At 72.7% G+C, this 12,626-nt stretch carries 9 protein-coding genes and 3 pseudogenes; 1 reads left to right on the forward strand and 11 read right to left on the reverse strand.

The window, feature by feature from the left end:
* The 4 genes and pseudogenes from JM949_RS26895 to JM949_RS26910 all read right to left on the reverse strand — a co-directional run.
* Positions 1-890, reverse strand: a pseudogene (locus JM949_RS26895) (hypothetical protein); the annotation flags it as partial.
* Between the two features lie 48 nt (positions 891-938).
* Entirely contained in the window at positions 939-1,259 is a 321-nt protein-coding gene (gene cutA / locus JM949_RS26900) for a divalent-cation tolerance protein CutA (RefSeq protein WP_203151040.1), read from the reverse strand.
* Between the two features lie 83 nt (positions 1,260-1,342).
* Positions 1,343-2,346 (reverse strand): annotated as a pseudogene (locus tag JM949_RS26905) (1-acyl-sn-glycerol-3-phosphate acyltransferase).
* Entirely contained in the window at positions 2,346-3,179 is an 834-nt protein-coding gene (locus JM949_RS26910; RefSeq protein WP_203151041.1) for a patatin-like phospholipase family protein, read from the reverse strand. Before JM949_RS26910 ends, JM949_RS26905 begins: the two are co-directional and overlap by 1 nt.
* A 165-nt stretch (positions 3,180-3,344) precedes the next feature.
* On the opposite strand from JM949_RS26910, the gene JM949_RS26915 reads away from it, so the two are divergent.
* On the forward strand, positions 3,345-4,787 hold the full coding sequence (locus tag JM949_RS26915) for a serine/threonine-protein kinase (RefSeq protein ID WP_203151042.1): 1,443 nt from the start codon (positions 3,345-3,347) through the stop codon (positions 4,785-4,787).
* Positions 4,788-4,814: 27 nt separating this feature from the next.
* Here JM949_RS26915 and JM949_RS26920 read toward each other — a convergent pair whose 3' ends face one another.
* From JM949_RS26920 to JM949_RS26950, 7 genes and pseudogenes are all read right to left on the reverse strand, one after another.
* Positions 4,815-5,870, reverse strand: a complete 1,056-nt coding sequence (locus tag JM949_RS26920) for a glycosyltransferase family 4 protein (RefSeq protein ID WP_203151047.1) — start codon at positions 5,868-5,870, stop codon at positions 4,815-4,817.
* A 157-nt stretch (positions 5,871-6,027) separates the two neighbouring features.
* Complete coding sequence (locus JM949_RS26925) at positions 6,028-6,699, reverse strand: BON domain-containing protein (protein WP_203151043.1); 672 nt, start codon at positions 6,697-6,699, stop codon at positions 6,028-6,030.
* A 185-nt stretch (positions 6,700-6,884) separates the two neighbouring features.
* Positions 6,885-8,484 (reverse strand): annotated as a pseudogene (locus tag JM949_RS26930) (trypsin-like peptidase domain-containing protein).
* 62 nt (positions 8,485-8,546) lie between these two features.
* A complete protein-coding gene (locus tag JM949_RS26935; protein WP_203151044.1) occupies positions 8,547-10,109 on the reverse strand; it encodes a sensor histidine kinase in 1,563 nt (520 codons plus the stop codon).
* On the reverse strand, positions 10,106-10,807 hold the full coding sequence (locus JM949_RS26940) for a response regulator transcription factor (RefSeq protein WP_130404214.1): 702 nt from the start codon (positions 10,805-10,807) through the stop codon (positions 10,106-10,108). The genes JM949_RS26935 and JM949_RS26940 overlap by 4 nt, the downstream gene beginning before the upstream one ends.
* A 76-nt stretch (positions 10,808-10,883) precedes the next feature.
* Positions 10,884-11,495 (reverse strand): PadR family transcriptional regulator, encoded by a 612-nt coding sequence (locus JM949_RS26945; RefSeq protein ID WP_203151045.1) that lies wholly within the window; start codon positions 11,493-11,495, stop codon positions 10,884-10,886.
* On the reverse strand, positions 11,492-12,316 hold the full coding sequence (locus JM949_RS26950) for a DUF4097 family beta strand repeat-containing protein (protein WP_203151046.1): 825 nt from the start codon (positions 12,314-12,316) through the stop codon (positions 11,492-11,494). The genes JM949_RS26945 and JM949_RS26950 overlap by 4 nt, the downstream gene beginning before the upstream one ends.
* Positions 12,317-12,626 lie beyond the last annotated feature (310 nt).

Raw genomic sequence — 12,626 nt, forward strand, 5'->3', positions numbered from 1 at the left:
GCTTCGCCGTCCCCGAGGATCAGGGTCGCCGCCAGCATGTTGCCCACTTCAGGGTCGAAGACGGTCTGTGCGCGGTCGCGGCGCGATGCGGCGACGTCGCACGTCGGACCGGTGCACCGTCGATGGGGACCCGGCCGGGCCTCGGCGGCGAGCAGCGGCAGCACCGGCTGGGCGGCCAGCAGGCCGGCGAACCAGGGCCCCGTCAACCCGGTCCACCGGCCGTACCCCACGGCGACCGCCGCGCTGGCCCCCCCGACCAGCGCGGCGTACCGGCTGCCCGGCCAGCCGGCCACGCCGGCCAGGTTCACCGACCAGGCCGCGTAACCGTCCAGCACCACCAGCAGCAACCCCACCGCGGCGAACGTCTCCGCGGTGCCCCGCAACCCCCGGCGGACCGCCAGCAGCGGTACGCCCAGTGTGAGCGCGGTGAACCCGGCCAGGATCAACGCGCGCCCACCAACCCCCACCGCCGCCCAGGCGACCGCGGTGAACACCACCGCGGCGGTGCCCAACAGGAGTCCACCGAGGACGAAGAGCAGACCCTGCACCGTCCGGGTCGAGGTCTCCGCCGCACCCGCCGGAACCGGACCGACCGCCGGCGTCGGCCCGACGGCAGACGCCTGTCGCGCCACCGCCGGAGCGGCCACCACCCCGGCGCGGACGACCGCCGCCAGCTCGGCCCGCCGGCGCGACGCGGCCGACAGGCGTCCAGCCAGCTCGAAGTACGTACGGCGGGCCCGTTCGACCTCCGGCTCAAGCGCGGCGACCTCCCGCCCCAGCCGGACCACCTCGGCGGCGACCGGGTCCGGCGGACGGGCACAGCCGGTGCAACCGGTGCTCAGATCGGCCGGCGCACCGCAGGCGGGGCACTGATAGCGGCTGTCATCCACCCGGCCATCATCGGAAGCCGAGCGGGGCGCGGCCCAGAGTGCGCGTACTCAGGGGCGGGTGTGCTCGAACACCCAGGTGGTGTAGTCGGGGTTGCCGCTCTCCACCCTGGACACCAGGATCTCCGGCACCTCGTACGGGTGGCTGACCCGGATCTGGTCCAGCAACGCGGCAAGTCGATCCGGCGCGGTCTTGAACTGCACCGACCATTCGGTGCTGGTCTCCACACCGGAGCGCCACCAGTAGGTGCTGTCCACCTGACCACCCACCTGGGCGCAGGCGGCGAGCCTGCCGGCGACGGTCGCGGCCGCCAGCACGTCGGCGACCGAACGCGCGTCCACCACAGTCGTCACCACGCAGATCTCGTCCACCACCCGACCCTACGTGGCATTTCCCCGCCGAGCCGTCTTCGGCTCGCGAGGGTGACGACTCCGCTACGCTGCGCTGCGCACGCTCACCGGTTAGCGGCGATCCAGGCGTCGATCTGCGCCCACCAGTCAAAAAGCCAGTCGATGCGTTGCTGCCGTCCGGTCGGTACGTCCTCCGGTGGCACCGACCAGAACCGCATCACGATCCGCTTGTCCATCGGCAGTTCCCGCCACACGTCGGCGACGGTGAGCATCCGGTCCAGGCCGGTGTGGGCGACGAAGATGACCCCCGCGTCCGGTGCGGCGTCCAGTGCGGCGAGCATCCCACCGGGCTGCGGGGCGAGCACGTGGCGCATCCGTTCGGCGCGCGCTGCCATCCGTTCCAGACCGAGGGACCGCAGCCGGGCGATGGCCCGCAGTCGTCGCTTGGGGGTGAAGTTGCCGCCCTCCGGGAAGATCACGAAGGCGTCGTTGTCGTCCAGGCCGGTGGCCAGGTGCCCGACCTGGCGGACCGTCTCCTCGCCGCGCTCCGGCGTCGGCGCGATGAACCGGTTGGGTAGCCGGTTGAGCAGCACGTCGATCGCCGGGTCCCACTGGAGGCTGTCTTTGAGCACGATCCGCGGCTCCCGGTTGAACCAGTTGACCAAGCCGTGGATCAGGATGAAGGAGTCACCCGGCCCGGCGTGCCGGCAGAGCACCAGCTCGGGCGGCCGGGCAGCGCGGTGTCCGGGTCGGTGCCCACCACGTCGATGCTCAACCGCAGCGTCCAGCGGGCCTGCCAGAACAGCAGCCGCAGAAACCAGCCGGCCAGCACGTAGTGCGCGCGCTGGAACGTCGGCGACCGGGTCCGCCAGCCGAAACCCGAGGCGACCCAGAGCACGAAGAGCGCGAGCAGCGCGGCAGCGTCCCAGACCAGGTAGAAACAGCCGATCCAGAGCAGCCGCAGCGGGCGCAACCGGCCCGGGACCAGCGGGGACGCGGCGGCGGCGAACAGCGCCCAGACCGGCAACGTGGTGACCACGACGAAGGCCAGCAGGACGACGGCGGGGGCGAACAGCAGCCGCCGCAGCCACCGGGGAGGCAGCGGCATCACTGCTCCAGGTGGGTGGCGAGGTAGCGCCGGGAGGCGGTGTACGCGCGGCTGATCCGCCGCCCCACCGCCGCCATGTCCCGGTACGCCCACGGGGTGTCGTCGCGCGGGTTGAGACCACCGGTCGGCAGGACGTGCACCTCCACCCCCTCGGGCAGCGCCGCCATCTCCCGGAAGAACCGGTGCCGGCGGGAGATCTCGAACGCGACCTGCGCGATCTCCCACGGCCGCCGGGGCGGCGTCAGCTCCCGTTCGATCCGACCCACCTGGAGGACGTAGATCCGGCGGGCGCCGACCGCCACCGCCTCGCCGATCGGGATGGAGTTGACGATGCCGCCGTCCACGTAGTGCGCGCCGTTGATCTCCATCGGCGGGAGTAGACCGGGCACCGAGGCCGACGCCAACACCGCCGGCACCACCGGTCCACTGTCGAACCAGTGCTCGGCGGCCCGCTCGATGTGCGCGGCGCAGCACCGGAACGGCACCCGCAGATCGGCGAAGGTGGTGTCCACCCCCAGCTCGGACTCCAGCAGCCGGCGCAGCGGTCGAGGCGAGTGCAGGTGGGTACGGGCGGCGAAGCGGCGCAGCTGCCGGGCGACCGAGTCCCCGTACACCTCGCTCGCCTCCGGCGACGCCCAGAGCCGGACCAGCCGGTCGGTCACCGCCTCGGACGGGTCGGCGGCGACCAGCGCGCCGTTCACCGCGCCGATCGACGTGCCGAGCACCATGTCGGGTTGGATGCCGGCGCGGAAGAGCGCTCGCAACATGCCCACCTCGACCGCGCCGAGCACTCCTCCGCCGCCGAGCACGAACGCCACCGGTCCCCCCACCATGCCTCTCATCCTGGCACGGGCCCGCCGCCGACCGGTGGGCCGCTCTCGGCCGGCGGTCGGCGCACCGCAGGCACCGTCCGTCGACCGCGGGTGGCGGCGGCGTTGACAGGCCTGACACATTCGCGCAACCTGATACGGCTCCCACCCCTGAGGCAGGTGCGATCCGTGAAGGCAGCGCTGCATCCGGGCCGATTGTTGGCTCGCAGATACCGACTTCTGGACCAGATCGGCGCCGGTGGCATGTCGGTCATCTGGCGTGCCCGGGACGAGGTGCTGGACCGGCTCGTCGCGCTCAAGGTGCTCGCCCCGTCGCTCGCCGCCGACGCGCGGTTCCGGGGCATGGTGCGCGAGGAGGCGCGGGCCGCCGCCCAGTTGGTGCACCCGCATCTGACCTCCGTGCACGACTACGGCGAGACGGTCGACCCGGACGGCTCGATCACCTCGTTCGTGGTGATGGAGCTGCTCAGCGGCGAGGAGTTGAAGCTGCGCCTCACCGAGGGGCCGCTGCCGTGGGCGGAGGCGGTCCAGGTGGGCGCCCAGGTCGCCGAGGCGTTGGCCGCCGCGCACCGGCTCGGCATCGTGCACCGGGACATCACCCCGGGCAACGTGATGATGACCGGGACGGGCGTCAAGGTGCTCGACTTCGGCATCGCCACCCGGATCGGCGCGCCCGACGAGGACGAGGACGGCGAGACCTTCGGCACCCCGGCGTACGTCGCCCCGGAACGCCTCGACGGCGCACCCGCCCAGCCCTCCACCGACGTGTACTCGCTCGGCGTCCTGCTCTACGAGGCGCTCACCGGCCGGGTGCCGTACCCGGCGGACACCTGGGACCAGCTCAGTGCGGCGCTGGCCAACGGCCCGCCACCGACGCTTGCCGAACTGCCGGAACTGCCCGCACCGGTGGCCGAGATCTGCCTCCGCAGTCTCGCCCGGAATCCGGCCGACCGGCCGACCGCCCGGCAGGTGGCCACCGCGCTGCGCGACCACCTGCTGCCGGCCGATCCCCCGACCGCGACCGTCCGGGTGCCCACCGAGCCCCCGCAACCGCAGCCGACCGCCGGCACACCGGCTGCCGTGACGGCGACGGGCCTGCCGGGCGAGTCGGTGGCCGCGTCGGGTTGGTCGGCCCGACGGCTGGCGTTGCTCCTGGTGCTGGCCGTCGGGGTGACGCTGGCCGTGGTGGCCCTGCTGCCCGAACAGCAGCCGGCACGGCGGGCGCAGCCCACGGTCGGCCCGACGGCGACCCCGTCGAGCGACCCACCGGCGCCCACCACCGCCGCGTCGTCGGCCGCACCGTCGACAAGGCCGGGCACCGGCTCGCCCAGCGCGAAGCCGGGCACCCTGACCGAGGCCGCCAACCGGGTCGACGGGCTGATCGGGGCGGGGCTGAGCGCCGGCCAGATTCGTGACGACGTGGCCCTCGACCTGCGCAACGAGCTGCGCAACCTGACCGTGGCGGTCAGTTCCGGCCGCGAGGAGCTGGCGCCGCCGGTGGCCCGGCTGCGCGAGAAGGTCACCGTCCGCCTCGGTGAGGGAGGCATCAGTCCGGCGTACGCCGCCCGGCTCGACGCCGCCATCATTGAGCTGGGTGCGGCTCGGGTCTGAGCGCACGACGAAGCCGAGCGGGCAGGGTCAGCGGGCCGACATCCGGGCCGATTCGCGGTTGTCGTGCCGGTCGAGGGCGAAGCGGCGGTAGATCTCCGCGTAGTCGTACGCCATCCGCTCGACCGAGAAGCTCCGGGCGACGTGCGCCACGCACTCCGCCGGGTCGAGTCGCTCCGCCGCGCGCAACGCCGTGGGCAACTCCGCCGGCCGCTCGACGACCAGCCCGGTCCGCCCCGGCCGGACCAGCTCCGGCACCGCGCCCCGGTTCAGGGCGACCACAGGTGTCCCGGTCGCCATCGCCTCCAGCATCACCATGCCGAAGGGCTCGTCCCACTGGATCGGCATGATCAGGCAGCGGGCGTCGACGAGCATCCGCAGCGTGCTCGCACGATCCGCGTTGAGCACGACCGTCACGTCCTCGTCGACAAGCGGCGCCACGACCTGCTCGTAGTAGCGGCGCTCGGCCGGCTCGTTGCACTTGCCCGCCAGCAGCAGGGGCAACCCGGCCGCCCGGCACGCCCGGATGGCGACGTCCGGACCCTTGTCCGGGCTGAACCGTGCCAGCCACAGCACCGGCCCCCGGCCGGGTGCGGTCTTGCGCGGCAGCCCGCGGATGTCCAGCGCGTTGTGCACCGTGCCGGCCCAGGGCAGGCCGAGGTTCAGCTGCCGCTGGGCGTGCGAGATGGCCACCAGGGCGATGCCGGGCTCGACCTCGCTGAGCACGTCGCCGTACTCCCCCACCGGGTTCCCGTGCACTGTCGCGACAGTGGGGACGGCCCGGCGGCCGGCGACCAGCGGGCCGATCGTGGTGTGGTCGTGGATGACGTCGAAGTCGGCCGCGCTGATCAGCCGGTTCACCCGGGCCAGGTGGGCCAGCTCGGGCAACGACTCGCCGAGCCGCTCGTACTGGACCTCGGCGACAGTGGAGACGAAGCCGTCGGCCGCCGTGCCGTGGTCATCGCCCGCCCCGAACAGGGTGACCGTGTGCCCCTGTCCGGTGAGCGCGTCCACCAACGCGGCGACGACCTGCTCAAGGCCGCCGTAACCGGGCGGGGGCACCGACAACCATGGCGGGACCACCATCGCGACACGCAGGGACCGCTCCTCAGGGCGGCCCGCAGTCGGGTGGTTCACGGCCACGCGTCCTCCCCGTTGATCCCCGGCGCGGCGGCACCGCCGGTCGAGATGGTCGGCGGCGGTTTCCCCGTGACGTCCCGGGTAAACCGGACAACGCGGACGATCACCCACCGACCAGGAGCTGGTCGTGAACCACCCGCACCCCGGGCGCGGACCAGGCCACCCGCTCGACCTGATCACGTTCCCACCAGGACCGGACCACCCCGGCAAGGACCAGCGTGTCGCCGTCCACCTCGACGGTCACCCGCTCGCCGCCGAGCGTGCGCAGCAGCGCCCGCTGGACGTCCCGCCGCAGCCGCTCCGCGGCCGGTGGCGCCGCAGGCCGCACCTCGATCAGGTTGGTGATGCCCCGTACGCCGTCGAGCCGGCGCACCGCACCGTCGGCGGCGCGCCGCTGCCAGCCGAATTCGACCTCACCGCGCAACATCAGCCAACCGTTGGCCACTGTCACGTCCAGCCGCTCGGCGGGCACGAAGCTGTCCCACTCCAGAGCGCGGGTGGCGGCGTCGGCGACCTCGGCGTCGGTACGTCCCGGAGTGCCTGGCAGCCGCACCTCGATCTCGTCGGCCACCGCGCGTACACCGCGAACCCGCTGTGCGCACCGGGTCGCGGCCCAGCTGCGAGCGGCACCGTCCACGAAACCGGTCAGGGTGACCACGCCCTGGTCGACTGTCACCCCGATCTCGTTCGGTTGCAGCTGGGCGTCCCAGGCCAACTCCGCCAGGACGTCGCGTTGGATCCGCTGGTCGTCGCGGACGTCCAGCACCTCGGTCATGGCACCCACCCCCGGTTCCGGTCGCCCAGACTCGCCCAGCCAACCTGCCGGGCACCCGGGTGACGGCGGTTCACCCGATCCGGATGAACGCCGTCCGAGGCGGGTAAGAAGCGGCGGGTGACGGAGCCGACCCCCTCGGCCCCGCCACCCGCCGCCGGAGGGAGGAAGCAGGTCTCAGTTATCTGTCAGGACGTCTCGGCGAGCGTCACGGTTGCGGTCTTCTCGGCACCGTTGCGCTTGTACCGCACCTCGACCCGGTCGCCGACCTTGCCGGCCTGCACCGCGCCGACCAGGTCGTCGGAGTCGTTGACCGGCTTGTCACCGAACCGGGTGACGACGTCGCCGCGCTGCAGGCGGCCTTCTCGGCCGGGCTGCCCGGGGTGACCGACGCGACGAGCGCCCCGCCGCCCTCGGCCTGGTTGACGCCGACGCCGAGCGACGGGTGGCTGACCTTCTCGCCGCGCTGGAGCTTGCCCGCGACGTCCTTGGCCTTGTTGCTGGGGATGGCGAAGCCGACACCGATGTTGCCGGTGCTCTGCCCGGAGGTCGCGATGGCGGTGTTGACGCCGATCACCTCGCCCCGGGTGTTGACCAGCGCGCCACCGGAGTTGCCGGGGTTGATCGGCGCGTCGGTCTGGAGCAGGCCGGAGATCGAGCTGACCGCCTGGCCCTGCTGGGACGGGTCCTGCGGCTGCCCCTCGCCGGCCCGGATGGTGCGGTCCCGGGCGCTGAGGATGCCCGAGGTCACCGACCCCTGGAGGCCGAGCGGGCTGCCCAGGGCGAGCACCTGGTCGCCGACCTGCATGGCGTCGCTGTCGCCGAACTTCGCCGGCTTGAGGTCGCTCACCCCCTTGGCCTGCACCACGGCCAGGTCGGTCTTCGGGTCGGTGCCGATGACCTTCCCCTCGACCTTGTTACCGTCCGCGAAGATCACCAGCACCTGGCCGCCAGCGGCGGAGGCGACCACGTGGTTGTTGGTCAGCACGTAGCCGTCGGCGCTGAGCACCACCCCGGAGCCCTCACCGCTGTCGGTGGTGATCGAGACGACGCTGTCCTGCACCGACGCGGCGATCTTCGGCAGGTCGGCGCCGTTGATCACCGGGGCGGCGGAGTAGGTGCGGGTGATTCCGCCGCTGTCGCCGTCGATGGCGAGCGCGAGCGCCCCGCCGGCCACTCCGGAGCCGAGCATCAGGGCGAACACCGCGACGCCGGCACCGGCGAACTTGGCGATCCGGCCCGGCCGGGGACCACTGCCGGGCGGCGGGACCTGCGGGCCCCACGGCGGAACCGGCTGGCCCGGGTGCTGCGGGTGCTGTCCCGGGTGCTGCTGGTGCTGCTGGTGCTGCTGGTACGCCAGGCCCGGCTGGCCCCCGCCGGCCCAGCCGGACTGCTGGCCCGCGTACCAGGGGGCACCGGGGTAGTGACCGGCGGTCGGCTGCGGGTAGCCGGACTGGCCCGGCGTCGGGTGCCCGGAGACCGGGTAGGGCGGCGCGGAGGGGGTCGCGCCGGCGGCTCGTACCCGGTCGGCTGGGCGCTGGCCGGTGCTCCGCCGGGCTGGCCGGGATACCCGGCGGGCGCGGTGGGGCCGGCGTGCCCGGCCGGCACGGCGGCGGGCGGAACGGCGGTGGTGGTCTCCGTGTCGCCGGTGGTCGAAACGACCGGTACCGGCGTGGTCGGGGAGTCGGACTGCGCGCGCTCGTCGCGCGGCAACTCGGCGGTGGGGTGCGACGGCTCGGCGTCGGTGGGGGCCGGCCGGCGCTGCGGGTCGGACTCGAACTCGGTCATGGCACTACCTTCTCCCCCAGCACTGCGATCAAGCTGGAACCGTCCTGGAAGTTGGCTGAAAGTCACTCGGTCGCTCCGTAAGCCTGCGGCAGCAGCGGCAGCCGGACCCGGAAGGTCGCCCCGCCGCCGGGTGTCTCGGCCACCTCGACCGAGCCGTGGTGGGCGGCGACCAGCGCGGCCACGATGGCCAGGCCGAGGCCGGTCCCGGTGTTGCCGTCGGCCCGCCGGGTACGTGCCGCGTCGGCCCGGTAGAACCGCTCGAAGACCCGTTCCGCCTGCTCCGCCGAGAGTCCTGGGCCGGTGTCGGCCACCTCCACGACGGCGAAGCCGCCCGGTTCGGCACGCAGCCGTACCCGGATCTCGGCCTCCGATGGGGTGTGGGTCAGCGCGTTGGTGACCAGGTTGCCGATCACCTGGCGCAGCCGCGCGTCGTCGGCGGAGACGACGAGCGGGCCTGACTGAGGCTCGATCTCCAGCTCGATCCGCCGGTCCGGTGCCATCGCCCGCGCTGCCTGCACGGCGTCGGAGGCGAGCACCGGCAGCTCCACCGGCGTCAGCGACAGCGGCCGCTCCATGTCCAAGCGGGCGAGCAGCAGCAGATCCTCCACCAGCAGCCCCATCCGGGCCGCCTCGTCCTCGATCCGGCGCAGCAGGCCGGCGGTCTGCTCCGGCGCGCGGGCCGCGCCCTGCCGGTACAGCTCGGCGAAGCCGCGGATGGTGGTCAGCGGAGTACGCAGCTCGTGTGAGGCGTCCGCGACGAACTGCCGCATCCGCTCCTCGGAACGGATGGCCCGCGCCTCGGACGCCTGAGCCGCGGCGGCGGCGTCCCGGGCGGCGCTCTCCGCCCATCGCGCCGAGGTCTCCGAGGCGGCCCGGGCGGTGAACGCCGCCTCGATCTGGGTGAGCATCGCGTTCAGCGCACGGGAGAGCCGGCCCAGCTCCGAGGTTGGCTCGGCCTGGCCCTCCTCCGGGTCGGGCACTCGGCGGGTCAGATCACCGCCAGCGATCGCGGCGGCGGTGCGTTCGATCTCCACCAACGGTTTGAGGCTGGTTCGGACGATCGCCGCGCCGACCGAGGCCAACATGATCAGCACCGACCCCCCGACCAGCAGGTCGATCCAGGCCAACCGTTTCACGGCGAGGTCGACATCGGTCAGGTGCTCGCCGATCGCCGCCATCTGGCCGGTTGGCAGCTCGGTGTAGAGCACTCGCCAGCGCAGCGAGCTGTCCCGCGCGCGGACGGTGCTCGGCTTGCCGTCCTGGGCCTTCTCCTGCGCCTCGAATCCGGCCGCGTCGCTCGGCCAGGGCGGTAGATCCGCCGTCGTGAAGCGGGACTTGTCGTACGCGAAGTCCTTCACCTGGCCGGTGGAGGTGCTGGTCAGCACTACCACGTAGTCGCTGGGCAGCGAGACGACGTTCGACGAGGGCATCATGGACTGGATGCGGCCCGCCGAGTCGCGCAGCTCGAGGTCGATCTGATCGACCAGATAGTTGTGCAGGAAATACGCGGTCGAGACGCTGATCACCACCAGGGCGCCGGCGACCAGCGCCAGCACCGAGGCGACCAGCTTGATCCGCAGTGGTACGCCCCGCACCCGTCCCTTCGCCTGCTCGACAGCGTTCACGCCGCCGGCTTGCGCAGCACGTATCCGACGCCACGGAGCGTGTGGATCAGCCGGGGCTGGGTGGTGTCGACCTTGCGGCGCAGGTACGAGATGTAGGACTCGACGATGTTGTCGTCACCACGGAAGTCGTAGTTCCAGACGTGGTCGAGGATCTGCGCCTTGGACAGCACCCGGTTGGCGTTGAGCATCAGGTAGCGCAGCAGCTTGAACTCGGTGGGCGAGAGCTGCACGCGCTGGCCGGCCCGGTGCACCTCGTGGGTCTCCTCGTCCAACTCCAGGTCGGCGAAGGTGAGCCGGGAGGGTGCCTGCTCGCCGGTCGTGGTGCGGCGCAGCACGGCGCGGATCCGGGCGGTCAGCTCCTCCAGGCTGAACGGCTTGGTGACGTAGTCGTCGCCACCCAGGGTCAGCCCACGGATCTTGTCGTCGGTGGCGTCCCGGGCGGTCAGGAACACCACAGGGGTACGCGTGCCGCCCTCGCGGAGCATCCGGATGACCTCGAAGCCGTCCAGGTCGGGGAGCATCACGTCGAGCACCACCAGGTCGGGCCGGTGGTCCTTGGCGGCGCTGAGCGCCGCGCTCCCGCTGGTCGCGGTGGCGACGTCGAAGCCCGCGAACCGCAGGCTCGCGGAGAGCAGTTCGAGGATGTTGGGGTCGTCCTCGACGACGAGCAGACGCGCCTCGGTCTGGGTAGCGGGCATGGGCCCATCATCGGTGACGTCACTGCGCCAGCGCTGGACGGTTCCTGCAAAAAGCCTGTGAGTCGTGGATCGTCACTCAGCGCAGCAGGCGGCGCAGCCCGTCCAGGGCGCCATCGAGCAGCCGGACGGCGGTGCGTAGCTGGGTGTCGCTGAACTGCCGGGCACGCACCAGCCGGCCCACCTCGGCGGTGAACGCGGCGAGCCGCTTGTCGAGTTCGTCGAGCAGTTCGGCCTGCGACCCAGCGGACGACGCCGGGCGGGGCGGCGGTGGCGCCTCCCACCGGGGGGAGCGCCGGGTCTGCCGGGTGGCCTCGCTCAGCTCCCGCTTGAGGTCGCGGACCGACCCGCGCACCTCGCTGCGGATCTCGCCGGCCAGGGTGGAGAGGTCCGCCACCGAGGCGGCGATGTCCGTCTCCAGCGCGGTCAGCTCGTCGGCCCGCTGGCGCAGCTCGGCCCGGCCGGCGTCGGTGATGTCGTACGTCTTGCGACCACCGGCAGCGGTGTGGCTGACCAGACCTTCGGCCTCCAGCCGTTGCAGGCGGGGGTAGATGGTGCCGGCGCTGGGCGCGTACAGCCCGAGGAAGCGGTCCTCCAGCAGGCGAATCAACTCGTAACCGTGCTTCGGGCCGTCGTCGAGGAGCTTGAGCAGGTAGAGCCGGAGCCGCCCGTGGCTGAACACGGCGGTCACGGCAGCTCCCTCCCATCGTCGTCGACCGCTCGGGCGAGCAGGGCGATGCTCCCCGAGGTCGCGGAAGCCCAGAGCTTACCTTCGCCGGCGCCGAGCACCCCCTCACCGCTGGGCAGGGGGAACGTCGAACTCCGCACCTGCGGAAACCCGCTGGTGATCCGGCCGGAGGCGGTGTTCAACCGAACGGCGAGGTCGCTGTCCTCGCGGACCCGGACGGTGATGCTGCCCGAGATGGTGGTCAGTCTGATCTCGCTGCGCCGGGGGTTGTCCAGGTCGCAGGTGATGGCGCCGGACACGGTCTGGGCCCGCACCCGCTCGGCGGCGCTGTCGGCGAGGATCACCTCTCCGGAGACCGTCTCCAGGCTGAGGTCACCACGGACGCCGAGGGCCTCCACCGGCCCGGAGGTGATCGTCGCGGAGGTGTTGCCACGCAGGCCCATCAGGGTGATCTGACCGGCGACGACGTGGACTGTTGTCTGCCGGCGCAGGCCGGACGCGACCAGCGAGCCGGCAACCAGGTCGAGGTCGGCGAGGACGTCGGCGGGCACCGCGACGGAGACGTCCACCCGCGGATAGCGGTGGATCGCCCGGAACCAGCGCAGGACGTCCGACCAGCCCCGGCCGCGCTCCTGCCGGATGCTGAGCCGGCCCTCGGAGTGGTCGATCAGGATTGGCCGGCGGCCGACCTGGGTGATGTCGATCCGGGTCGGACCGTCGGTGGCGACCACGTTGAGCCGTCCACTGATCAGGCGGACGTCCAGCCGGACGACCGGACCGTCCATGGTGAGCCGCTGCGGGCTCTCGACCGTCCATCCGGCCATGGGTGTCCTCCTCTCGACGACGCGTCGCAACGCGCCTCCCGAGAGGACAGTAACGCGATACATCGCGATACCACAAGACAGGTCGCGACTGGTGGTGCGACAGCGCCTCACGATCGCGCTTGATCCTGGATGTCGTGGCATCCCAGGCCGACCTGGCCACTACTCCACGGATCGAGCGCGATCATGGCGCTGCGGGTGCCGCCGCCTCTCAGGCCGCCAGATCCAGCTCGCCGCCTGCAGCCGGGGTCGGCGCGCTGGCGGCCGGGATCGGCGCGCTGGCGGCCGGGGTCGCCGTGGGCATCGGCCGCAG

The organism is Micromonospora tarensis, assembly GCF_016803395.1.
Taxonomy (GTDB): domain Bacteria; phylum Actinomycetota; class Actinomycetes; order Mycobacteriales; family Micromonosporaceae; genus Micromonospora; species Micromonospora tarensis.